The organism is Terriglobus albidus (genome assembly GCF_008000815.1).
Classification (GTDB): domain Bacteria; phylum Acidobacteriota; class Terriglobia; order Terriglobales; family Acidobacteriaceae; genus Terriglobus; species Terriglobus albidus_A.
On the sequence record NZ_CP042806.1, the window covers coordinates 3218923 to 3243678 of the forward strand.

The window sequence follows — 24756 nt, forward strand, 5'->3', positions numbered from 1 at the left end:
CGGAAAGGACAACAATGCAAAAACGCATATTAGGAAAGAGCGGGCTTGAGGTATCAACGTTGGGCTTTGGCTGTATGGGGTTGAGTTTCGGCCTTGGTCCAGCGGCGGAGAAAGAAGAAGCTATCAAGGTAATCCGCGCTGCGGTAGAGGGTGGTGTCACCTTTTTCGATACGGCCGAGGCCTATGGTCCTCTGGTGAATGAGGAACTGGTCGGCGAAGCTCTGGCGCCGTTTCGTGGTCAAGTTGTGATCGCGACTAAGTTTGGCTTAAAGGCCAATCCAGCCGAAGAAGGCAAGTGGAATGCCCTCGACAGCCGCCCCGAGCACATCAAGGAGGTGGCCGAGGCATCGCTCAAGCGTTTGAAAGTCGATGCTCTGGATCTCTTCTATCAGCATCGCGTTGACCTGGAAATTCCAATCGAAGACGTTGCCGGCGCGGTAAAGGAACTTATCCTGGACGGCAAGGTCAAGCACTTTGGCATGTCCGAGGCGGGCGCGAAGACGATCCGCCGTGCCCATGCAGTTCAACCCGTCGCTGCACTCCAGAGCGAGTATTCCCTGTGGTGGCGAGAACCGGAGAAGGAAATTCTGCCAACGCTGGAAGAACTTGGGATTGGCTTTGTTCCCTTCAGCCCACTGGGCAAAGGTTTCCTTACCGGCGCGATTAATGAGGGCACAACCTTCCCGGGCAACGACATTCGGAACAGCGTTCCACGTTTCAGTGCCGAAGCACGCAAGGCGAACCAGCAGGTGGTTGACACTCTAGGCAAGATCGCGGAGTCGAAGAAAGCGACGCGGGCACAGATTGCCCTGGCATGGTTGCTCGCTCAGAAGCCGTGGATTGTGCCGATCCCAGGCACGACCAAGCTCCATCGTCTGGAAGAGAACCTCGGAGCGACGGATGTGGAACTTTCTGCAGAGGACATCGAGGAGATCGAGAGCGCTCTTTCCAGCATTGAGGTCCAGGGAGAGCGATATCCAGAAGCGCTGCAAAGACTGGTCGATCGATAAACCTTCTGGCGCAGCTTGTAAAGATCCAGCGTCGGTGGCGGTGGTAGCTTTCTTGCTACCTAAACCGACTTCTGCAAGTGAGCTATAGGGAAGCTTTGGAATACACGATTTGCACGCGCAACGGCGGGGCAGATTAGTCGAGCAATACGAGGCGCTCCCAGGGGGACAGGGCCTCGAAATCTTTGATGGCGTTCTGAAACCTGGGGACAGACGGGTGGAGTGCACCCCTGAGGTGAGACACAGTAATCTGGGGACAGGCAGGTTAGTAGTTATGGGTTGGCGCTGAGAGCTACGGTGGTGGAAGTAGCGGAGAGCGAGGCAAGCTCGAACTCTACTGGTGATAGATAGTCGAGAGCAGAGTGGAGCCGATGGCGATTATAGACGTCTTCGATGAAGCGGCGCATGGCGGATCTGGCATGTTGGATATTGCGATAGGAAGTGGCGTTGACTTCTTCCGCCTTGAGGGTTTTCATGAAGCTCTCGGCCATGGCGTTGTCGTAGGGACATCCTGGGCGGCTCATACTCGGTTGTATCCCCGCGGCCTGCAGGCGTGTGATGTAGTCACCACAGGCGTATTGGATACCCCGGTCTGTGTGGTGAACAAGTTCGCCAGGCGCGATCTTGCGATCACTTAGGGCCATCTCTAACGCTCCCAGCGCTAGGTTCGCGGTGAGCTGATTTCCCAACGCCCACCCCACGACCTTGCGGCTGAACGCATCCAGCACGACAGCCAGATACACGAAGGCCTCCGCCAGATGGACATAGGTGATATCTGCTACCCACAGCCGATTAGGGCCCATGGGAGTTATGTGCCGCGCCAGATTCGGCCATACCCGCCAACGATGATTGGAGTCCGTTGTCGCAGGGCGGAACGCAGCTTTGCGCAGGCATAACAGGTTGTCCTCCCGCATGACCCGTATCAGCCGTTTGTGGTTGACCACACGCCCTTCCCGCCGCAGAAGAGCTCCTATTCTCCTGTAGCCATAAGTACGATGGGCCAGAGCCAGGCGGTGTATCGTGTCTCGCAGCTCTGTCTCTTCACCCAGCGGCGCTGACTTTTCCCAGTCGCGATAGAAGCTCGCCCGGCTCACGCCGGCCAGCTTGCACATCCGCTCCACGGATCTCGATGGAGAGCCTTGCGGTAGCGTCATCGTCTGGATGCTGGCGAAGATGCTGTTGCGCCACGCGCGCTGTTTCGCTGCCGTGGAGCCTCGATGTGCCGCAAGGCTTGTTTGAAAAAATCCAGATCCAACTGCTGCTGGCCTATCTTGCGCTCCAACTCTGCGATCTTGCGCCGCGCCTGGGCTAACTCGCTGGCTTCTTCCTCGCCGTGCTCACGCTTCAGCAGTTCCGTCTTCGATGGGCGGCCAGACTTCCTTCGAAAGGCCTTCTCTCCATCCTGCCGAACAGCATCGCGCCAACGATAGAGCAGGGTTCGCTTCACTGCCAGTTCTACCGACAACGCACTGCTGCTCTCGCCAGCCTCCATTCGCTTTACTGCCCGCAGCTTGAACGACCGGCTGAACGCCCTTTTCTCTTCCTGGGACATCGCTCCTCTTTCGATTCGCCTGTCCCCAGGTTTCCTGATCTGGGTAACAGCACAGACCGACCGGACAAAAGGGAGCGAGTAAGACTTATCGTGTCTATGATGAAAACATCATGGACACGATAAGTCGTTTGCAAAGCCACGAATGCGGTATCCGGCATTTGTCCTGGGCAGCTAAGACTCCGGTCACGGTGTCGACGTCGTGTCTGTAAGCATCCAACTACAAGTCATTGTGCGTCTTTGACACAGCGGAATCCTACCGCTGCCGAACGATCATAACTGGGAGCCATGAGCAACAGCTTGCCATGCTGGTCGTTTTTGTAAGCCTGCGGGAAATACCATATCGAGCCCTGCGGCTGATAGTGGCTGCCGCCACGAAGAATCGCAGCGCGAGTGTGCTCATCGACGTACTCGTCGGTCCACTGCCACACGTTACCGACCATATCCATTACGCCAAACGGACTTGCTCCTTGCGGGTGCGCATCTACGTCACTGGGAGGAAGTATGATGCGACCCTTGTCCGGTGTCGGCGCAAGATTTGCGGCATCCGCCGGGCAGCCACGACCGCCGCCTTGTGACGCAAGCCAGTCGCAATTTCCCCAGGGGTATGTCCGGCCGTCGCCGCCCTGCGCGGAGTACTGCCACTCCCACTCGTGAGGCAGTCGCTTACCCGCCCACTTCGCATACTCACGTGCGTCTTCCAGTGACACCCAGGTGACAGGTTTGTTCGCCCACCCCTCTGGATACGTGCCATTTTTCCAGTCTTTGAGAAAGTTCAGGGGATCTTTGGGACGATATTGCGCCGCATCAAGAAACTTTTTGAAGTCCGCGTTGGTCACCGGGAATTTGTCCATATAGAAGGGCTTGATCTGCATAGGATTTTCATGAAAGCGGCGAGCGCTATCTTCCCAGGGGAATTGAACGTCTACACCGATATCGTTTGCGCCTTCAATCTCTATCCCCTGCACACGGAACAAATAGGCGCCGCCGTCGATCCGAACCATGTTTTCAGGTGCGGACGCAGCGAGCGGAGAGGCGGCGATCTCGACGGCGTGCTGCGGCAAAGCTTGCCACTCGTGTGAGTAGCTGGACAAAGGTTTTGCAGTCATCTCCTTCATTTTTCCCATCAGATCTCTGAACTTAGGGCCGGGCTCGCCGGCTGTGGCTAAGATCGCCCCAAACCCATGCGCTTCGGTTGAAAAGGAAAGAGTTGCTTCATCGCCCTTGATCTCGGGTTTGAGTTCAGTGCCGTGGTAAAGATCGAAGAAGCGCATGCCCTGCTTGTAGGGCGCAGTCATTTGATTTCCGTCGACATCGTACTCACTGCGGTTCACGATCGTCCAAACGGTCTCATCTGCCTGAGGCCAGCGGCTCGCGTAAACACCGTATCGCAGCATCGGGTAGAGTGGCTCCCATCCATCACTTGCGAAGAAAGGAGCCACGGCACGTTCGATTGTGGCTACACGACGTGTTGCCTCTCCATCGCGCGGAGTAATGCCATTCCAGATACCCCAGACGTTTTCCCAACTCTCCCAACCTTCACCGTTGAAGAATGCATATTGCAGAGCGTTGGTTTTATCGCGATCCCAACGGCCTTGAATATTTACCTGGTGCCGAGGTTCAAGCCAACGATATTTGTCCACACCAGGAACAGGCGTGTACTGATACTGCCCCCATGTGAGCACATTCCATGCGAGCGCCTCATCGCTGGGTCCGCCCTCCGGCTCAAACGCGAGCGGATGGCCGGCCTTTTCAGCCGCGAGAGAGAATGCCAGCGGCACGCCATCCTGGGTATCACCATTGACTCCGTCAGCATCGATCTCTTTCAAGAATTGCGCAAAGGCCGTCGGCCAGTCTGTTCCCGGGTCTTGCGTTCCCTGATCCCACATCATCATGGGGAACAATACCTTCACGCCGCGGCGATGGAAATCCGCGACCATTTGCTTTAGTCCGGTTACCCCTCCGGGCATGGTTCGCGTGATGTCGTGCTGATTCCGGTCGTCGACGCCTACATTCGGATACACCGCCCAGACGAGGACCGCATCGATGCCGCCGTAGCGCTTCTGAAGGTCATCAAGGTACCGGTCAACGGTGTATTTCCCGCTGGCGGGATCGTACAGATAACGGTCGTGCACCATCATCTGGGGCTGGATGAAACTGTGCTGCGCCCATTGAAGCTCCGGAAGCTTGTAGCGGGAGCCGTCGTAACCGATACGGATGAGACGCTCTGTGCGCCAATGCCTGGTCTCGGCGAGCCAGTCTCGATGGGTGGAAGGCGTGCAACCCGTCCCGGGCCGTGTGACGGCGCCCATCGTGAGGCACGGGGGCGGAGAAATGAGTTGGCCGGTGGGATTCCCGAACTGCGCATTGGCCCGTGCAATCATCATGCCGGACAACACAACCAGGCTTGCAGTACGCCAAACCTCTCTATAACTGATCCTCATTGAATAGCTCCCTTCAGTGCTCATACTTACGAATCTTTCCCCGGCCAGCTGTCATATAGCCGCACGCTCGAATGGCCGGCAGACTACCGCTCATGGCCGGCATACGCGATGTCTCCTGATTGGCTCCGGACAAACTCCTCTACCTCAGGCATGCTGGGCATAGAAGGCTGTGCGCCGATCCGGGTTACCGATATAGCGGCAACGGCAGCCGCAAAGGCTGCACTCTCGACCGGAGACTTCCCGAGCATAAGAGCAGTCGCAAACCCTCCATTGAACGCATCCCCGGCTGCCGTCGTGTCGATTGCGTTCACGGAATACGCCGGAACGCGAGTACCGGCAACCTTCGCCGAGCGCAGATACGTTCCGTGCGCGCCCATCTTGAGGACGACCCCATCGCAGCCACGGGAAAGAAGTATCCGTGCTGTTTCAGGAGCTGTCGGTTGCTCGACGGCGCCCTCCAGATAGAAGGCTGCCTCGGTTTGGTTCGGAGTGAACCACGCTACATCCTGCAAGAGGCTCCGCGGCAGCTCTCTTGCGGGCGCCGGGTCAAGAATCAAGGGTACGTTTTCCCGTGCGCAGATGCGGCCAAGGTATTCGACGGTTTCGAGTGGAATCTCAAGCTGTGCCAGCACCATTCCGGCGCCTCTCAGGATAGCGACGTTAGCATCCAGATCTTCCGGTGTGATCTTGTAATTCGCCCCGGGAGTTACCAGAATGCTGTTGTCTCCCCCCTCAGACACAATGACCACGGCGACGCCTGAGACACCTTCGCTGGTAGCGACGCCGCTGACATCCACCCCCGCACTATGCAGTTGCGTTTTGAGCTCAACGCCGAAGGTATCGCTCCCCACTCGTCCAATGAGACGGACGGGGTATCCCAATCGGGCTACGGCTACGGCCTGATTCGCGCCCTTTCCGCCGGGATGGATCGCAAAGTCCGATGCGATGACAGTCTCGCCCACTGCAGGCATCTTCCTGGTCATCGTTACCAGGTCTGTGTTGATGCTTCCGACGACGATAATTGGCTTTTGTGCAGACAACGGGTTCCTCCCCTCAAGTAACAGTGAACGATGCGATTAGAAGATAGGTGCGCAGGCGACCGCGGTTAGACCGCAGAGAAACAGAACGAACATCCAGCCCAGAATGGCTTTTGCCCGAGCAGGCGCTACGCTGAATTCATGCCAAACAAATACCCCCCAGCAGGCGGAGATCATCGTGGCGCCTTGCCCGATGGAATAAGAAACGGTTGGTCCCACGATGTGGGCTTGTGAGGCTACGAAGTTCGCCATCGCGCCCGTTCCCCAGATTGCTCCCCCGATCATTCCCCAGAGATGCCAACCCGCTTGCGCCTGCCAATATCCCTGCATGAAAACGGGTTCGCGACCGTCGAGCGGAAAGCGCATCAAAAAATAGTTCACAGGAACAGCACAGACGGCTACCCCAAGCGCAAAGAACAGGAGTGCGGCATACGGCCCAGGGCCGGCGCTCACTGTCATTGCTTTTGAGACGAGGGGATAGAACGTGCCCATCAACAGCCCCGCGACCAGGCTGATAATGATGCCGCGACGACTCATGGCAGCGTGTTCTGTTTCGCGAAGCCGGTAGGCGATCGCATCGAATAGGATCGCGGCCGAGACAAGCGCGATTCCTCCAAAGAGGAGAACCGGATTTCCCTGGGGTGAGATGACATAGGTACTGACCGCGCCGACGATAAGTGCAAGACCGATACCGACGGGGAACGCCACCGCCAACCCGGCGATGTCGATGGCGGCGACCAATAGAAGATTCGCAACATTGAAGATGGCGCCACTCGCCATGGCGAGAAGAATCGGATACGCGCCCGTATGAACGATGTCCGTGAGGAACGAACGGCCGGCCGATCCCATACTTCCCAGAGCCACTCCCCATAGAACTGCGCCAGCGACCAACCCTATGACGTAGTCCCAGTAGAACAATTGAAACCGGTATCCGGGACACAACTTCATGGAGTTCGCCCATGATCCCCAGCACAGCATGCTGACGATCATGAACAGGAGTGCCACGCCGTACGTTTCAGGCTGGTACATTCTGCGGAATCCTTTCTCACCTAAAGCCCAGGTAAAAGCCTTGCAGGAAGCAGGCACTACATCACCTGCTCCTGCGAAGAACGCGGCAGGAGCTTTTCCTGCCTGCGCTCCAGCCTCCGCAACTCATACGGAGACTAGAAGCTCAAACGTAACGCGAGTTGAATCTGCCTGGCATTGCCGGCAGAAGTGACCTTTCCGAAGACAGCCGAGGAACTCGCTGTCGTCGGGTTATTGAATTGAACATTGTTGAACACGTTGAAGAAATCGGCACGGAACTGGATGTTTGATCCTTCGCGTTTCAGGAAAGGGAAGTTCTTTACTCCGCTGATGTCGGTATCAAAGTACGAGGGGCCGGTCAGGCTGTTCCTCCCGCTGTTACCGAAGGTTCCAGTCGGCGGCGTGACGTACGCCGTTGTATCGAAATATCCCGTTCTCGCCCACGATTGCCGGCTACCGCAGCCGGCGCAAGGATTGTGTGCGAGGTTCAGGCGCAGATTACCGACACTTCTGCCGGGTCCGAGCCACGCTGCTGGTGCACCCGTAGTTACGGAGAAGGGTGTGCCGCTGCTGTAATTCAGAATCCCTGAAAGACCCCATCCTCCGATGATGTATTTCAGCGTCGCCATCTTGTCGAGCCGTGGAAGGTTCCAGACTCCGTTCAGTCGAAGAAGATGTGCCTGATTGAAGTCAGACCTGGCGTACTCTGGCGTAAGAATGTTGTACGGATCCTGCACGGTGGAGCCATCGACATCCGCGACAGATCCAGCATCGAGAGACTTCGAGAAAGTGTACGCCAGTTGCATCGTGTAGCCTGCGGAGAGTCGCTTTCTCGTGGTGATCTGCAGCGCGTTGTAATTGGAATAACCAATCGAATTGATGCCCGTGATTCCGGCATAATACTGCGGCAGGAATGGCCGGCGCGACTGCGCATTCGATGCATTGCCCCCGGCAGAATAAGGAGCGGCATTTGCCTGGTGTCCGTACCACAGGCGCCTTCCCGCCCCACCCACATAGCCGGCCTGCACCACGAATTCTTTTGGGAACTCATGTTGCACATTTAGATTGAACTGCTGCATGTACGCGTTCTTGAGATGCGGGTCCGGCGCGTAGTATTGCGAACCAGCAGGGAAGAGCGGGTTAGATGGATCAAAGGTGTATGGGAATGGATTTGCGATCCCCGTACCCGTGTATGGATCAGAAAAAGTATGCGGGACAAAGCTGAGTTGTGGCTGGAAGGGCGGGGCCTCGATCGCATTTGCGAGCGTGATGGCTCCGGGCGCATTGTAGAAAATACCGTAGCCGCCACGCAGCGCAGTCTTTCCGTTACCGAAGACATCATAGGAGAACCCGACTCGCGGTGCGAGATTCGTTTTGTCCGTGAAGATAAGCCCGTCCGGGTAACCCGGGTCTCCCGCAAATGCCAGACCGGGGATGGCAGATGGAATTCTCTTCGACTTATAGTTGGGATCGAAGGTGACAGTAACGGAATTAAGGCCGTCTTCTTTCCATGGCAGCATCAGGTCATATCGCAGGCCAAGATTCAAGGTCAGGCGAGAAGAGACCCGGAGATCGTTCTGCGCATAGAAGCTATACCCCATTGTCGTTTCCGAACCGGTAAACGGAACGTTTTGCCCGAAGGCGATGGGACGGCCAATCAGATAGTCCGCCAAGGCATTGCCGGTTATCGCGCCACTGAATGTTGGATTGCCTGAGGTGAAGGTGAAAGGCCAGTTCAGAAGCTCAGCTTCGTGAAGGCCCAGGAAGCCGAAGCTCCAGGCACTCTTTCCGTGGATCCACGACAACTTCGCGTCGATCTGCTTCAACGCTGAGTTCTCGTAGTCGGAGTATCCGGAAGAAAAACTTCCGACACCAGAGATCGTCACAATGGGAGACACGTTGAATCCGTCCGTCGCATACTTCCCACCCATCTGTGCAACTGTCAGAACCTTCCCTTGCTGGGCGCCAGTTGTATTCAGGTTCGTGTCGGAATACCCGAAATCTCCAACCAGGTTCGACGTGAATGTATGTGTATCCCTCACGGTGAAGCCCTGGTTGGGCGACGAGAACGAAGTGTAAGAGGCGTTGTTCCCCGTAAACGTGGGAGTCGTGTTATTCACGCGAAAGAACCTAAAATATGCCAGATCCTTCTTGGTGAACTTATAGTCGCCTCTCACGGTGAATTGGTTGCCGGTTACAGGATTCGCGAATTGGCCGGAGAACAGGCCCGTGGCTGCATTGGCGATGGGAATATAGGTATTCATAAATCCCACTGATAACGGATCCCATTGAGCTTGCGGTATCTGATTGTTGGGGTATGGCTGCCCGGTTGAAGGGTCTATGAGCTGCTTTGAAATAGCCCTGAAATCTCCCGCGCGTTCCGCAGGCGTCAAGGTAGCCAGGTTCTGGAGGATTACCTGGTGGATTCGCAATCCTTCGTACGTAGTAAAGAAGAACGCTTTCTCCTTCCAGATCGGACCGCCAACGGCAAAACCGAACTGGTTCTGTTTGAGAATCGGTTTGGGTGCCGGCGCAGGCGCAAACCAGTTCCTTGCGTTCAATGCGTCGTTGCGGAAAAACTCCCACACCGATCCGTGGAAGGCGTTGGTTCCGGATTTGCTGATTGCGACGAACGCACCTCCCGACGCGTGCCCATATTCCGCACCAGCGTTACTTGTAATGAGCGAGAACTCCCCGATGGAGTCAGGGTTCGGGAGGTTAGCAGGGCGGTTGTAAAGTGCCGTCACGAGGATAGCGCCGTCGAGCGACACCTCACTTCCGTTGACACGGCTACCATTCACCGTCAGCAGCGGACCGCTACGCTGGTTCGTGACGACGGCAGGTAAGCTGTTGCCGGCCGCACCGGCGCTGGAGGCATTTCCCACGCCAGGTACCAACGTGAGAAGTTGCAGCGTGCTTCGCGTGTTAAGGGGCAATTCCTTGATCTGAGTGTTGTCGACTTCACTTCGAAGGGTTGCCGACGAAGTATCGACCTGCGCTGCCTGCCCAAAGACCTCGATCGTTTCGGTTGCGCTTCCAATCTGAAGCGCAAGGTCAAGCCGGGCTTGTTGTCCGCCCTCAAGAACGATTCCGGATTGCGTGTAGGTCTTAAACCCCGCCGCAACCGCCGTCAGCGTGTACGAGCCGACCGGAAGTGAGGAGATAGCGTAGTCACCCTCCCCCGAACTCGTGGCAGTGCGCTCCAATCCTGTACCGGTGTTCTTGACGGTGATCGTTGCACTGGGAATTTCAGCGCCGCTTGCATCAAGAACCTTCCCGAGAATCTGAGCATTGATAGTTTGGGCGCTAGCGGCTTTGACACCATAACCACCAGCCAACGTAACTGAAAGCAGCCATCCAATCAGCCGCAATTGCAAGCACAGCCGACCCTTCGTTTTCTTCACGGTATAGCCTCCGATTCCAGACCCTTTGAGCGTTTCAGCGTGCGTCGCACAGATCTCAATGATTTTTTGAAAGCTTTCAAAACGGTGCCCACAAAAATAGGAGCGTATCCCTCTGCTTGTCAAGAAATTTTTAAATAAGATGCGATACCTTAGTTTTTACGCGGGTAAATGCGGATGCACATTGGGGGAGGAGGTGCGAGCTTCGAGTCCTGAAATTTTGAAATATTTCAAAATCGGACATAAAATGAGGTTGCATTTATAACTCGATGGGAGGGCTCGCAGGAGTAGACACTATGGCGAATATGCAGGAGATTGCAAAACTAGCCGGTGTCTCACTGGGCACCGTCTCACATGTCCTGAACAACACGGCGACTGTCCGGGAGCCCAGGCGGACCCGAGTGCTTCAGGCTATACAGGCTCTTGGTTATCAGCCCAGTCAGTTGGCGCGCGGCCTGCGCCGTGACCACACGAACATGATTGGGATGATCATTCCCGATGTCACAAACCCCTTCTTTCCCGCGGTGGTCCGCGGCGCGGAAGACGTCGCCTTCTCGAGCGGCTACCGTTTGATTCTTTGCAACACAGACAATGATCATTCCAAAGAACTGATTCACCTCAATGAGCTACGGACCTACTTGCCCGCCGGCCTGATTGTGATTCCGTCGAATTTCAGCGACCTTACAACACAGGCGGAATCGTACCGGCAGGCGGGCACGGGCGTTGTGTGTATTGACCGGCTTCCCAAGAACTGGAGCGGCGACAGTGTAACCGCGGATAACAAAGCCGGCGCCTACAACGCAACTCGTCATCTGATTCGGCTGGGGCACACTCGAATCGCGACCATCACCGGGCCGTTGCACCTCACAAATGCTAAGGAGCGCCTTGAAGGATTCAGGCGGGCGATGAAGGAGGCAAAGCTTCCTCTTGCTCCGGAATACATCCAGGAGACCCGTTTCGACAAACAGGGAGGATACTCCAAGACTCAAGTGCTGCTGCGTCTGATTCCGCCTCCGACAGCAATCTTCGCTGGCAACGACATGATCGCCCTGGGAGTCTTGCTGGCCGTCCGGGAATCAGGTCTTCGCTGCCCTGAGGATGTTTCCATTATTGGCTTCGATGATCTGGATCTGGGCGAAACGACGAATCCATCGCTCTCCTCAGTCTCGCAGTCGGGCTACCAGCTTGGCACGACCGCCGCCCGTCTGTTGCTTGACCGTAAGGAGGGCGACGCGAGCCCCGCGAAGCATATCGTTTTAGAAACCGTATTGAAGCTGAGGGATTCGGTAGCACCGCCGCTGTCGCGCGAGACGTCGGGAACGCGCGCAAGGCGGAGGAACAAAGAATAGCCAACCTGATGCAACAAGTAGAAGCAGTGGACAGCTGCAGGCGGTGAGGTCTCATCGCTTCGACTTACCTCGGGATGAAAATGCTGAGCAGGTTAAGTGGGCCGATCACATCAGAGTGCCGTTAGTCCATCACGCTGGTATGTACCTTCCCCGCCTTCTTGAAACCCTCTACTCGTCCATGTGAAATGCGCTTCCTTGATGAGTGCGTTGGCGAGTTAACGCGAGTCAAGAATCAATCGTAAGTGTCTACTAAGCCTTATGGACGCCATGCGAAGAGTGCGGTACCAGCTTCATGTAATAGTCGGCGTTGCGAGCCGTGTCTAGTATCAGGACGAGTTGGTACTGAAGACTTAAAAATATAGGGGCGCAATTGTGTTTAGAAAGCTACTTTCCCCAAACCCTGCACGCATAGGACGCTTCGACGGTCCACCGATGAGCGATGCCATCCCCACCTCTCTGATCGATGGGACACCAGGTGACCTGAAGGCCGATCTCATCGCACTCCTGGGAAAAGAGAACGTTCTCCACAGAGCAATCGATCTCACACGGTATGCCTCCGATGCGAGCCCGTACCGACTCATCCCTCAAGTCGTTGTGCTGCCTCGAACGACCGATGATATCGTCAAGCTCTTCCGTTATTGCCGTGAGACCGGGCGGCATGCGACGTTTCGGGCGGCGGGTACGAGTCTTAACGGTCAATCGCTATCCGATGACATCCTGATCGATGTGCGTCGTCACTGGAATGGCGGCAAAGTGGAGGATGACGGCCAACGCGTGCGAGTACGCCCCGGGATGATCCTCGGTCACATCAACTCAATGCTGGAGCGGCACGGTCGCCGGCTGGGGCCGGATCCTGCTAGCTCCGCAGCTTGCACGATCGGAGGCGTGATTGCGAACAACGCCGGTGGCATGCGGTGCACCGTCCAGAAAGATGCCTACCATACCGTCTCTGCGCTCACGTTCGTAACCCCATCCGGCGCTGTTATCGACACATCGAAACCCGATGCCGAAAAACGGTTTGTGCAGGCAGAGCCGCAGCTTGCGGAAGGCTTGCTCGGGCTGCGAAGAGAGCTTCTGGCAGATCCGGTGCTGGCGGACCGTGTGCGTCGCAAGTACGCGATCAGGAACACTCACGGATTGCGGCTTTGTGCACTTCTCGATGGCGAAACGCCGCTAGAGATTTTTCGACGTTTGCTCGTCGGTTCGGAGGGTACACTCGCCTTCATCGCTGACGCGGTGCTAGAGACGATTCCATCACCCCGCGTGACCAGCGTGGCATGGATTCCAGTTCCCACAATCGATGAAGCGATTGCCCTTGTTCCTGGCCTCGTCGGGCTCGGGGCCACCGCCGTCGAGCTCATGGTTGCTCCGGCGCTCACGGCGGCCGGGCAGGCCTTTGAAGAGACACCCGCTTATTGGAAAACCCTCGATCCCAAGGCCGCTGCTCTGCTCGTCGAAATTGGCGCTAAGAACACGGCTTCTCTCGAAGCTACACAACGCCAGGTCATCGAGATTGTGAGTGCCGCCAGGCTGATTAGACCGGTAGAGTTCACGAGTGTCACTGAGGCCATCGAGCTCGCCTGGCATGTTCGTGAGGGACTTCTGGGTTTGGTGGGCAAGAGTCGTGCGGAGGGCTCGACGCTCATCACGGAGGATGTCTGTTTTCCGCCCGAGCGTTTGGCTGAGGGTGCGCACGACGTGCAGGAACTCCTTTCCAAGCATGGATTCATTCCTGGTGTCGCGGGACACGCAGCTCACGGGAACCTTCATTTCACTCTCGTCGCAAATCTGGGTGACGCCGACGGGCTGGCTCGGTACTCGGCGTTCATGACCGAACTTGTGGAGCTCGTCGTTGGGAAACATGATGGCTCTCTGAAGGCCGAGCACGGAACTGGCCTGAACATGGCGCCGTTCGTCGCATCAGAATGGGGTGAGAAGGCCACTGACATGATGTGGCGCATAAAACAGCTTGCCGATCCTCACGGGATTTTGGCACCGGACGTGATTCTGACGCGCAATTCCAAGCTTCACCTGGAGAATCTGAAGTCCTTCCCGCAAATCGAGGGGGTTACGGGTTCCTCACAATGCATTGAGTGCGGGTTCTGCGAACCTGTCTGTCCGAGCCGCAATGTCACCATGACCCCACGTCAACGGATTGTGGTGCGGCGCGAGATGGTGCGCCAGAAGAATGATTCCGCGATGCTTGCGCAACTCCAACGGGAGTATCAGTACGACGGGATCGAGACATGCGCGGGCGATGGCATGTGTTCTATTCCCTGTCCGATAGGGATCAACACCGGAACGTTGATCAAACAGTTCCGCGGACGCGAGAACAGCCCAGCTGCGGAAGCCGTGGCGCTTCGCCTCGCGAAGCACTGGAAAGCGATCGAACCCTTAGCGCGCATAAGCCTGCGGGGAGCGCACGCGTTTTCCTCCGTGTTTGGAGTGAAGCCACTCACTGCTCTTACCGCTGCCGTGCGAACTGTTGTTAGCCCGGACCTCATGCCCGCCGTGCCCGGGCCAATGCCACGTGCCGCTTCCGGCTTGCCGAAAACCGACAGGAACGGTGCCGCAGCAGTGTACTTCTGCGCATGCATCAACCGAATGTTTGGTCGGGATCCTGCCGGGCCCGCCGCTCCCTCACTTGCGGCAACCCTTGTCACCTTGTCCAAACGCGCTGGTAAGCCGCTGTGGATTCCGCCAGATGTCGCTGGCCTTTGCTGCTCGACGCCGTGGAGATCGAAAGGCTATCACCAGGGGCACAAGTACATGGCGGAAGCCGTTGCTGATGCGATGTGGCGCTGGAGCGATGGAGGAGCTCTTCCCATCGTCGTCGACGCCGCCTCCTGCACTCTTGGTCTCAAAGAGGATGTCATGACACAGCTCGAAGGAGAGCGACGAGAGCGGTACGAAAGCCTCAAGATCATCGACTCGATAGCGTGGTGTCGTGACCTTCTGCCGAACCTGGCGATCTCGCGCAAGCTACAGCGCGTCGCTGTGCATCCGACGTGCTCGACGACGGACCTCAGACTGGCTGGCGCGCTCAAAGAGATTGCGGGGCGCCTGGCCGACGAAGTGGAAGTCCCACTTGGCACAACCTGCTGCGGGACTGCTGGCGACCGAGGGCTATTGCATCCCGAGCTGGTCGTTTCAGCGACGCGGGAGGTTCAATTGGTGCTGATCGATCGGCCCTTCGACGCCTACGTCTCGGCGAATCGAACCTGTGAGATGGGCCTTCGGCACGCGACCGGGCGGCCGTATGAATCGTTTGTTTTTCTCCTCGAGGAACTGAGTCGTCCGGAGTCGAACTAAAGGAGCACCCTTATGCGCATCATTCATTTTGAAATACGTGGTGTCCTCGGAATTGCCGTGGATGAAGGCTCTGGCTGGCATGGCCTGACGCAGCGGGACAGCGGGTTTCCAGGCACGCTGCCCGAGCTGATCGCACAAGGTGCAGACCTGTTGCGCATCGGTAGAAGCCTCGGGCAATCGCCGGCAATCGACCTGAACGCTATCCGCCTGCTGCCTCCGGTGCCCGTACCGCCGAAAGTTCTGTGCGTCGGTCTCAACTACGATGATCACCTGGAGGAAAGCGGGCTGAAGAAGCCGGCCTATCCCGAAATCTTCGCCCGCTTCGCGACCAGTCTGATCCCTCATCAAGAGCCGATTCGGCGACCCCGTGAATCAACTGCGCTCGACTATGAAGCCGAACTGGCCGTGGTGATCGGCAAGCCAGGGCGCCGCATCTCTCAGGAGCAGGCCCTCGATCACGTGGCAGGCTACTCCCTTTTCAACGATGCGACCGTGCGTGATTTTCAGCTCCGTACACCGCAATGGACGATAGGCAAGAATTTTGACGGCACCGGATCGTTCGGCCCGTGGCTGGTGACACCCGATGCCGTACCGCCAGGGGCTCACGGACTGCGCATTCAGGGCCGCTTAAATGGCCGCGTGATGCAGGATGCGAGCACAGACCAGCTTATCTTCAATGTCCCGGCGCTAATTGAAATGATTAGTGTCGCAATGAGTCTGGAACGAGGCGATGTCATCATCACTGGCACACCGGGTGGTGTGGGAGCGGCGCGTAAGCCACCCGTTTTCATGCAACCCGGCGATATCTTCGAAGTGGAGATCGAGAGGCTCGGTATCCTGACCAATTCCGTGCAGGATGGCTGAGAAGCGAGCAAGGCATAAGCTGCAGTGTCCGCACATTACCGATGGCGATGTCCCGCATAAGGCCACGAGTAGAACAACAAAGGTTATGTCGAAATGGCCTCACTGAAACCTTCACCCAAGAGGAGCCAGACCCTTGCCATATTCTGATTACAAATGTTTCCGGTTCAAGTTTGATTCCGGGGTCGCATTCGTCAGCATCGATCACCCGCCCATCAATCTTCTTGATGAAGATCTGTCGCAGGAATTCGACAGACTCGGCAGACAACTCGAAAACGATGAGAGTGTCCGGGTGGTGGTCTTGCAGAGCGCGCTTCCTGATTTCTTTATAGCCCACTCTGGTTTGGGCCGGGTGGGAGCCGCTTCCAAGACTGTGTCCCATACGCGCAGCTTTCGTCTTACGCAGATGATCGGCGAGCGGTTCAGGAATATGCCTAAGGTGACCATTGCCAAGATCGAGGGACGGGCCCGCGGCGGAGGGAGTGAGATCGCGCTGGCCATGGACATGTGTTTTGCTGCTCTTGGCAAAGCGATCTTCGGCCAGCCAGAGGTGGCGGTTGGGCTTGTTCCGGGTGGAGGCTCCACGCAAAGATTACCCCGGCTCATCGGACGGGGACGCGCCTTGGAGGTACTCCTGGGTTGCAATGATCTTTCAGCGGAACAGGCAGAACGTTACGGCTATATCAATCGAGCGTTGCCAGACGACGAGTTGACGCCTTTTGTCGAGAAGCTTGCCCACCGCATTTCTTCCTTCCCCGCACATACTATTGCTCACGTCAAGACGGCCGTGGATACCGGAGCATTTAATTCCATGGCAGAGGGGCTTCTGGTGGAAGCCCATGAGTCCGATCTGAGTGTCGCTAGCGAGGTGACCCAAGCGCGTGTTAAGGAAGCATTGAAGATCGGCGCCGAAACTTATGAAGGCGAGTTGGAGATGGATTATTTATCGAGACTCTCCTCGAAAAGATAAATGTCGCTACTGCGGATTGCCATTTGGTGGAGTGCTGCACAGTCTTCAGACAGTTGGAGCTAACAGCGCACTGCATGCCGGAGATTAGTAAAAACTATAAAACTTTACCAAAATTACATAAATCACCTTCATTGCTAGTGGTGATCTCTGCCAATTACCGTTTCTCGCGATTCATGGCTAAGCCGTCTGAGATCTGTATGAAGATCTGATGGAAATCCCTGCGCCTCTTCACCATCACGGGCATGGAACGGGCGGCTCCAAAAGATGTGAATCGGAGGCAGGTCATGAGTTGCGACAGAGGCCCGTTGGGTCAACTATGTGATGTTTTGCAGGAAAAACTGATTGTTGTGGTGCTCCTAATTCTGGTCTGTGCAAGTGGTCGTGCACAGACCACCGGATCGTTGCTAGGTGTAATCACCGATCAAAATGGTCCTGTCGTGTCCGCTGCGAAAGTGCGTGTGATGGACACCGATACTGGGTTCACGAAAGATACTGTTTCAACCTGGGGACAGACGGGACGTAGCCAGCGTGTCTGTCAGGCATGTGGTGCTGCTGTTCTGTATCTTCTTATGGGGCGAGCTTCGATACGAGGATCACCACGGACCTTGAACTGGCGAAGTAGCTCGGCGTTGTGATTGCTAGCTCTGTCCCTGGAGCCGCGATCGTATTGGGCGCTGGCAGAACAGTGTCCGCGAAGCGGAACCATTGTCTTCCCGGAAGCTGCGGCAGCTGGAAGGGAAGCGCGGTGAACTCCATATTGAAGATCGCGTGGATATGCTCTACACCCGTTGGGTCGGCGATCGTGATAGCGAGTACCCGTGAGTTCGGATCATTGAAGCCGGGTTGATATAGGTTGCAGCCATGGAAAGAGATATCCTGCAGGCCGTCGGCTATAACCTGGCCAGTGAAAAAGGTCTGTCGGCAGAGCGTCGGGTGGCGCTTCCTGAAGTCGATCATGCCGGCGGTAAAAGCAACGAGATCTTTTTCCGTTGCGGGCAAGGTCCAGTCAAACCAACTGATTGGGTTGTCCTGGATGTAAGGGTTGTTGTTCCCTTGTTGTGTGCGGCGGCATTCATCGCCTCCCAGCAGCATGGGAACTCCCTGGGAGAGAAAGAGAAGCGCGAGGAAGTTGCGTATCTGGCGTTCTCTGATGGCGTTGATCGCCGGGTCGGCGGTGGAGCCTTCTACTCCATAGTTGTTGCTGATGTTGTCCGTATCGCCTGAGTCTTCGAAGTTCGCTTCGTTGTGTTTGGTGTTGTAGCTGACTACGTCGTTCAGGGTAAAGCCGTCGTGGCAGGTAACGTAGGAGATGCCGTTGTGCGGACCGTAGCCCGATTGCTGGAAGATATCGGAGCTGCCGCAGAGGCGGCTGGCGACCTGGCTGATAAGTCCGGCATCTCCTCGGACGAAACGCCTGATCACATTCTTGAACTGGAAGTTCCAGGTAGCTGACCGAATGTCCGGGAACTTCCCCAGCACGTTTCCCTGATCGCCTCCAAAGGGTTCGACGATGACCTTAGTATTGGCGAAGCGTTCATCCAGGTTGATGGCCCAGACGATCGGCGGGTACTCCAGCTCCTGGGCGTCTTCTCCCAGTGTCAGAACGGCGCCGAGATCAAACCGAAAACCATCGACATGCATGTCGGTAACCCAGTAGGACAAGCTCTCCGTCAGCATCTTGGTCAATGCAGGGTGATTACAGCGCACAGCGTTTGGGCATCCGGTAAGGTCTCCACGGTAGAACGTATGGTCCGGTTGTTGCAGGAAGTAAAAGACGCTGTTGTCGATGCCCTTGAAACTGATGACCGGGCCGTTCTGATCGTCCTCGCCGGTATGGTTGAAGACCACATCGAGGATGACTTCGAGGCCCGCCTTGTGCGCTGCTTTGACGAGATCTCGAAATTCGTTGACGTGGCTTGAAGTCATGGGAGAGACGCAATACTCCGCATGCGGCGCAAAGAAACAGATGGGATCATATCCCCAGTAATTGTTCAGTCCCTGGCCTGTTGTTGGGTTGATCCTCTTCGGGGTCTTGGAATCAAAGTCGAAGACCGGCATCAGCTCGATGGCGGTTACACCGAGCGATTTGATATAGGGCAGCTTCTCGATCAGGCCGGAAAAGGTTCCCGGGTTAGCAACATTCGACGATGGCGACTCCGTAAAGCCGCGCACATGCAGCTCATATACCACTGTGGACTCGAGCGGAGTATTCGGCGGAGTATCGCCCTCCCAGTCGTAGCCGGAGTCGTCGATGACCATGCTGCGCATGGATTGTGCAACGTTATCGCTGTTGTCCTTTGATGGCGCGGCAACCCAGAGGGTATCGATGTTGCCTCGCGAATAAGGGTCGATCAATACCTTATTGGGTTTGAAGCGGTGGCCGAAGTTCGTCAGGTCGGTTGGACTGGATGGGCCATGTACGCGAAAGGCATAGGCGGTATTCGCCTGCAGGCCATCCACCTGGACATGCCAGTAGAACATCGTCGGTTGCTGAATCGTGATGACCTGCGAGGGCGCAGGGTCCAGCGGTGAGGCAAACAGGAGCAGGTCAACCCGTGTGGCGTTCTGTGAGAACAGGGAAAAGTTGACGCCTGACGGGTTGACCGTTGCTCCCAGGGGTTGTGGTTGGCCTGCTCGAGTAGCGAAGGGCATACGTTTTAGAAGTTGGCCACTGCTGTAAGAACAGAAGCTGTATCGAAGACCTTCACAAAGACGGTCTGCAGAGAGACGTTGAAGTAGAAGGCATTGACGTTCGAGGCTGCGAGTGCAGAAGCGCCCGCCTGGTCATTGGAGCTTGTGAGGTCGGGAACCGCGGTCCCGTTGACCGTGACACTGGCGGGATGTGTCGTCTGCAGGAGAGAGACGTAGAAGAACGTCTCCTTGGGTGTGAACTGGTCGTAGGTCCGGGTTATCGTTACGGTGCGTACGCTGGGCACGGTCTTTTGTGCAATGGTCGTAAGCCTGTACTTGCCTTCCTGGTAGCCTGTACCGATCTTGTCATCGAGGTAGAGTGTGTAGTCGCGATCGGGACCGGGATAGCACTCGAAGGTAAGTGGGCACAGAGGCAGTTGACCGACGTACTGCTCAAGTTCGCGCCGCGGAAGAATCGATCCCGCACGAACGTACATCGGCACCAGGTCAAGCGGCGCATACCAGTTGAAGCTCTGGCCGCCCGCGTTCTTTTGCGGCAGGGGAGCCTGCGCATCCTGATAAGCAAACCAGTCACTGCCTGCCGGAAGATAGACGTTACGGTTCCAGCTCTGTTGAATGATCGGCGCGATCAACAGATCGTTACCCACCATGAACTGAGTGTTCAGGAATGCTTCCTGATACACACCGGGATCCTGGCGATCGGTAAGAAACAATGGGCGGCAGATGGGAAGACCCGTTTGTGTGCACTGGTACAGCATGTCGTAGAAGAGCTGCAGCAGCTTGTAGCGGATCTCAATGTACTTGCGGCATGCGGACTGGCAGGGATCCGGATATGCGTACGGCTCCTGGTACTGCTTGTTGTATCCGTCATAGTGATTGCGGCACCAGCCGATGAAGGCGCTCACGGTGGTCCAGCGGGCCATCAGGTCGGGATTGGTGACTCCATTCGGCCCAGTGCCATTCGCGGAGCCTCCGGCGGAGCTGGTCGCAAAGCCTCCAATGTCCGCGCCTGACATTGGCTGACCCGATAGACCGAAGTTGAGGATCTCCGGGATCAGGATGGAGAGGAAGTTCCAGTCAGAGGCAGAGTCACCTGTCCAGCTGGCAGCGTAACGATGGACTCCCGCGTAGCCGCCGCGGGCGATGATGAATGGCCGCTTGTCGACGCCCGCCGCTTTGCGGAGCCTGATCATGCCCGTATGGGTTGCGCTGATCAGGTTGAGAGCAAATACATTGTGGATCTCGGCGCTGGGCACCATCTTGTTCTGCGTGTAATCGAACATTAATACGTTGAGCGGGAGTGTCTTATAGGGCGCCGAGTCGCCGACACTGGGTTGCGTTGCAGGATCGGTCATGTCCTGCCACACCATCTCGAGTCCGGCATCGAGCAGTGGCTTGTATTGTTCACCCCACCAATCACGGAACTGCAGTTGGCCGAGGTCCGCGTAGTAGCCATAGGTCCCCAGCGCCGTTCCTGGACCGGGATTGTAAGGAGCGCCTGGCGATGGATATGGATTGAACCCGTAGTTCACTCCATAGCTCTCATTGGTGACGAAGGGCTTTGGATAAGCCGGCCCCTGGCCTTCCGCGCGGTTGTCCTGCACAAAGGCATTGATGGCGAGTCCGGATTGCAGTACGGAATACGGCGTGGCATTGCCGTTTTCATCGAGAGGCTGAATCGTCACGATTCCGGTGATATTCGTACTGCACTTGACGCCCATGGCCGCTGCTTGAGAGAAGCAGTCCGCTCCCCCATTGGGAAACTTCATCTGGCTGGCGGTGAAGGTGCGGTAGTTATTCTGGAAGTCGACATCGATGTGCATGCCGTCGAGCGGGATGTTGCTTGCGCGGTATTGTTGAATCGCATTCAGCACCCGGCCCTGGTCGTAATATCCGTAGCATCCCTGGTGGTTTCCAAGCGCCCACATGGGAGCTAGGGCAGCCGGGCCTACCAGCGTTGAGTATTGCCGCAATACATCCGGAGCGGCATCCCCGGCCATGAAGTAATAATCGATCTCTCCATAGAGTGCGCCGAAGAAGTACTTGCCGTACATATTGCCGTTGTAGCTGGAACTGGCCCCGAAGTTCATGTAGCTCTGGGACTCGTTGTCCAGCAGGATGCCATAGGCATACGGAGCGCCGGTGGGGTGTCCGCCCTGGTCAAGGGGATTCGGGTTGTCCTCGAGGAAGAAGGGGATCGAGTTGTACAGCGGTTCGGACCAGTTCAGTGGCCCGGGCTGCACCGTGGGGTCGTTGTAGTTGGAGTTGTAGGGGATGACTCTCAGAAACCCATCGCCGTTAGGCGCGGGGGGATCGTCTGTGTTCTGGCCGCAGTATTTGAAATTGTCGTAGTTGAAGAAGGTCAGGGCAGCTTCATTCAACCGCAGGTCGTTGCCGCCCTTTTCTCCGGCGCCAAAGTAGTTGGCATTTGCAGGATAGGTTTTGAAGTTGGCGACGGCGTTGCCGCCGTTGGCAACATAGATGAGGCCCGGCGCTACATCTGAGCTGATGAGATGGCTCTTCCAGTACACCTGCACGGTGAATGGCTGAAAGAGGACGTCGAGCCGCAGAGCGCCCAGATCTACCGAAAGTTTGACGGAGTCATTCTGCAGAATGTTGACTGCCGGTGCTCCCAGATCCTTGTTGACCACAGCGAAGGAGCCATCCATGCTGTAGTCGTTTTGGGGATTGAAGCGCACACGGAATGCCGCCGGCCCAAGCACATAAATCTTGAGTTCAGGAGGCTGACCGCCTCCCGATCCTGTGCCGGTCAGGGTAAAGATCCCATCACCTTTGTCATAGAGACATTGGCTTACATTGCCGAATGATGTCCATCCTGTTGCACTGTTCGGGTTGAAGCCATCGACGGGAACATAGCGGTAGCTGGAATCTCTTGAATCAACACTCATTGCGAAATGACCCCTTTGCTGCTCTTCAAGGTGGAGTTCTAGAGCATTACACCTACAGGAAAAATGCTCTACGGCTGGCGATTGGGTGTATGCATTGAGAAACGCTTTCGGGCCGGAACACTTGCTTCCGCTCCCAGGTTTTGTTTACTGGTTTCAATCTGCAGCATCCAGCTGAAGCTGGCATGGGCCGAACGTCCGAAGTGGCCGTTCTCTCCATAGATAGGCTGTTTCACTCCGTTGACAATCACTGGATTCCCGTTCATGTCTCGCTTCCAACCCGTGGCGATACCGGCGGAATAGTGGCAACCGACGCAGCTCTCTGTACCTGATACCGGTGTGTTGTCGGCAGTGCAGTTGTCGGGAAGACGGTCATCCTGTTCCAGGCAGCCGGCATTTTGCCCGCCCTTCTGGAAGTACGTTTCCATGGTGGTGTTCACCAGGAAGACCGGAACCACGTCGCCGGGGGTTTTATTGGTAATGCTCTCCGGGGCGCTGCCCTGGCCGCCGGCATAAGCGGGAGCGAATTTGTGTACGGGCCACTGCGTTCCGATCAGCTCGTAATACTGAAAGACGGAGCCCTGGCTGTGAAGCAGTGCCTGCACCTGCTTGTTCAACTCCGCTACGGCTTCGCTGATCTTGTCATCGATGGGGTTGAGGCCATGCTGAAGCGGAACCTGTACGCGAGACGTCTGGACAGGTGTGGTGGTCAGGTTCTCATACCAGGTCTGGCAGTTCGTGCCGTTGGTGCAATCACCGTTCTTTGCCGGAAGCACGTTCACGGGAACGTTCTTCAGCGCTGGGTTCATGAAGTTTGCGTGGCTCAGGCCACCGTGTTCCAGGGGATTCTGACGTACATTGTCGATCTGTTCGAAGGTGCTCCAGATCCACTCCGGAGAAGATTCGGTGCGCATCGCAATATGCATTCCGACGAGACCTGCATCGATGGTGCGGTACTGCGGCGGCCCACCGTTGGTTGGTTCGGAAAGCTCAACACGAACCCGTTTCGTATAGAAACGTGACCGGTCGTCGTTTGGTCCAAGTTCCTTCCATGAGAGCTTGATCTCGATCGATCCGTGCTTCTTATCTCCGGAATTGAGCGGCATCGCGACTTCGCTTTGGTTGACGTCTCGATTGCTGAAGCGAATCTGGCCATCGATGCTATAGAGCTCGTTCTTGTAGAGGTATTCGTACTCCTCTGGATTCACCATTGCTTCATAGCGAGCCCACTTGCCGTTCTGGTCAACCAGCGGCCCGGAAAAGGCCTGGAAGTTATCGCTGGCAGAGGCCTGCTGGCGCCATGCCGCTTTTGTCATCGTCAAAGAGATGCCGTTGGTGGCTGCGTCCTTCACCTGTTGCGCGGGATTCCATGGAAATTGGGGCCGAGCGCCGTTTGGCAGAAAGATCTTTTCGATCGGAACCCAATAGCTCCACAGAGGCTGACCAGAAGTTGCATTGAAGCTCGACTGCGGCGACTCATAGGACTGCTGCGGCCAGTTCAACGCCAGGAAGGCCTGCCACGAGAGGATGTCAAACTCCCGTTGCGCTTTGAGTACAAGCTCCGTGTCGTGGGGCGAGTACTCGCCGCCGTTCTGCGGATGGACCTCCGCCATCATCGCCTCGATCTGAGCAGCGTTTACATCGTAAGGAAGCTGTGGTGAAAGTGTTGAAGGAAACTGCCGCAGGCCAGCCTGTAATGGCTGAGCGCCTGTTCGCCTAACCAGGTAGAAACCTGCCAATGAGGCGATGACAACTAAGCCGCCAACGAACGAGAGGAGAATCCATTTTCTCTGCATGATTACCCCGATTCTTTCCAAGAGGCAGCACAGAGCCAGCGCAATTTGCGCCGGTTTCACAGCCTCTTTTGTCACAACCAGAATGAATTTAAAGGCCCGGTACTACGCAGGTCCGCACAACCGATGAAGCGCGAGCATGGATGGTCTACCGAGCAGTCGCGATCGACGCTGCGGATATCCAGCTACTTGAAACGCAATTACGTTGTTCAGATCTGGGAAAGGTGTTTACTGCAAGCGGAGCCTAGACTCTTGAACTGAATAGAAACCGACTGTACCAACATCACGAGCAAATGACAAATGAAATTCTTGCTCGGTCGGTAATGCACGGGCTGAAGTGCAACGGACCATGCGTGTATGGCGTCCATATCACCCTTACGTACACGATGAAGGACTTCACCGCGAATGATGTGGATGAATATTGACACCTGCTTGGTCTGCTTCTATTC

At 56.4% G+C, this 24756-nt stretch carries 14 protein-coding genes; 5 read left to right on the plus strand and 9 right to left on the minus strand.

The window, feature by feature from the left end; genetic code table 11:
* Positions 1-14: 14 nt before the first annotated feature.
* On the plus strand, positions 15-1010 hold the full coding sequence (locus tag FTW19_RS12785; RefSeq protein WP_147647998.1) for an aldo/keto reductase: 996 nt from the start codon (positions 15-17) through the stop codon (positions 1008-1010).
* Between the two features lie 269 nt (positions 1011-1279).
* Here FTW19_RS12785 and FTW19_RS12790 read toward each other — a convergent pair whose 3' ends face one another.
* The 6 genes from FTW19_RS12790 to FTW19_RS12815 all read right to left on the minus strand — a co-directional run bounded on the left by FTW19_RS12790 (position 1280) and on the right by FTW19_RS12815 (position 10467).
* Entirely contained in the window at positions 1280-2161 is an 882-nt protein-coding gene (locus FTW19_RS12790; RefSeq protein ID WP_147647340.1) for an IS3 family transposase, read from the minus strand.
* Positions 2158-2559 carry a helix-turn-helix domain-containing protein gene (locus FTW19_RS12795; protein WP_147647612.1) on the minus strand — a complete coding sequence of 134 codons (402 nt, stop codon included), beginning with the start codon at positions 2557-2559 and terminating at the stop codon, positions 2158-2160. Before FTW19_RS12795 ends, FTW19_RS12790 begins: the two co-directional genes overlap by 4 nt.
* 224 nt (positions 2560-2783) lie before the next feature.
* Positions 2784-5000, minus strand: a complete 2217-nt coding sequence (locus FTW19_RS12800; protein ID WP_147647999.1) for a formylglycine-generating enzyme family protein — start codon at positions 4998-5000, stop codon at positions 2784-2786.
* 83 nt (positions 5001-5083) lie between these two features.
* Entirely contained in the window at positions 5084-6040 is a 957-nt protein-coding gene (gene rbsK / locus FTW19_RS12805) for a ribokinase (RefSeq protein ID WP_147648000.1), read from the minus strand.
* A 36-nt stretch (positions 6041-6076) separates the two neighbouring features.
* Positions 6077-7066 carry a GRP family sugar transporter gene (locus FTW19_RS12810; protein ID WP_147648001.1) on the minus strand — a complete coding sequence of 330 codons (990 nt, stop codon included), beginning with the start codon at positions 7064-7066 and terminating at the stop codon, positions 6077-6079.
* 134 nt (positions 7067-7200) lie between these two features.
* Positions 7201-10467 (minus strand): TonB-dependent receptor, encoded by a 3267-nt coding sequence (locus FTW19_RS12815; RefSeq protein ID WP_187142953.1) that lies wholly within the window; start codon positions 10465-10467, stop codon positions 7201-7203.
* A 293-nt stretch (positions 10468-10760) separates the two neighbouring features.
* Here FTW19_RS12815 and FTW19_RS12820 point away from each other — a divergent pair, with 293 nt between their 5' ends.
* The 4 genes from FTW19_RS12820 to FTW19_RS12835 all read left to right on the plus strand — a co-directional run bounded on the left by FTW19_RS12820 (position 10761) and on the right by FTW19_RS12835 (position 16956).
* Positions 10761-11813, plus strand: coding sequence for a LacI family DNA-binding transcriptional regulator (locus FTW19_RS12820; RefSeq protein WP_246153264.1), 1053 nt, complete (start codon positions 10761-10763; stop codon positions 11811-11813).
* A gap of 432 nt (positions 11814-12245) precedes the next feature.
* A complete protein-coding gene (locus FTW19_RS12825; protein ID WP_147648003.1) occupies positions 12246-15125 on the plus strand; it encodes an FAD-binding and (Fe-S)-binding domain-containing protein in 2880 nt (959 codons plus the stop codon).
* A gap of 12 nt (positions 15126-15137) precedes the next feature.
* Positions 15138-15989, plus strand: a complete 852-nt coding sequence (locus FTW19_RS12830) for a fumarylacetoacetate hydrolase family protein (RefSeq protein WP_147648004.1) — start codon at positions 15138-15140, stop codon at positions 15987-15989.
* 133 nt (positions 15990-16122) lie between these two features.
* Entirely contained in the window at positions 16123-16956 is an 834-nt protein-coding gene (locus tag FTW19_RS12835) for an enoyl-CoA hydratase/isomerase family protein (protein WP_147648005.1), read from the plus strand.
* A gap of 567 nt (positions 16957-17523) precedes the next feature.
* Here FTW19_RS12835 and FTW19_RS12840 read toward each other — a convergent pair.
* The 3 genes from FTW19_RS12840 to FTW19_RS12850 form a co-directional block, all read right to left on the minus strand.
* The gene (locus FTW19_RS12840; protein WP_147648006.1) at positions 17524-19608 is read right to left on the minus strand and encodes a glycogen debranching protein; all 2085 of its coding nucleotides are present in this window, start codon (positions 19606-19608) and stop codon (positions 17524-17526) included.
* A gap of 5 nt (positions 19609-19613) precedes the next feature.
* Positions 19614-22517 carry a TIM-barrel domain-containing protein gene (locus FTW19_RS12845; protein ID WP_147648007.1) on the minus strand — a complete coding sequence of 968 codons (2904 nt, stop codon included), beginning with the start codon at positions 22515-22517 and terminating at the stop codon, positions 19614-19616.
* A gap of 68 nt (positions 22518-22585) precedes the next feature.
* Complete coding sequence (locus FTW19_RS12850; RefSeq protein WP_147648008.1) at positions 22586-24310, minus strand: hypothetical protein; 1725 nt, start codon at positions 24308-24310, stop codon at positions 22586-22588.
* Positions 24311-24756: the final 446 nt, after the last annotated feature.

Coding starts and splice junctions, on each gene's coding strand:
- FTW19_RS12825 (WP_147648003.1), top strand. CDS start 12,246: ATGAGCGATGCCATCCCCACCTCTCTGATCGATGGGACACCAGGTGAC.
- FTW19_RS12850 (WP_147648008.1), bottom strand. CDS start 24,310: ATGCAGAGAAAATGGATTCTCCTCTCGTTCGTTGGCGGCTTAGTTGTC.
- FTW19_RS12830 (WP_147648004.1), top strand. CDS start 15,138: ATGCGCATCATTCATTTTGAAATACGTGGTGTCCTCGGAATTGCCGTG.
- FTW19_RS12790 (WP_147647340.1), bottom strand. CDS start 2,161: ATGACGCTACCGCAAGGCTCTCCATCGAGATCCGTGGAGCGGATGTGC.
- FTW19_RS12800 (WP_147647999.1), bottom strand. CDS start 5,000: ATGAGGATCAGTTATAGAGAGGTTTGGCGTACTGCAAGCCTGGTTGTG.
- FTW19_RS12840 (WP_147648006.1), bottom strand. CDS start 19,608: ATGCCCTTCGCTACTCGAGCAGGCCAACCACAACCCCTGGGAGCAACG.
- FTW19_RS12810 (WP_147648001.1), bottom strand. CDS start 7,066: ATGTACCAGCCTGAAACGTACGGCGTGGCACTCCTGTTCATGATCGTC.
- FTW19_RS12795 (WP_147647612.1), bottom strand. CDS start 2,559: ATGTCCCAGGAAGAGAAAAGGGCGTTCAGCCGGTCGTTCAAGCTGCGG.
- FTW19_RS12820 (WP_246153264.1), top strand. CDS start 10,761: ATGGCGAATATGCAGGAGATTGCAAAACTAGCCGGTGTCTCACTGGGC.
- FTW19_RS12845 (WP_147648007.1), bottom strand. CDS start 22,517: ATGAGTGTTGATTCAAGAGATTCCAGCTACCGCTATGTTCCCGTCGAT.
- FTW19_RS12785 (WP_147647998.1), top strand. CDS start 15: ATGCAAAAACGCATATTAGGAAAGAGCGGGCTTGAGGTATCAACGTTG.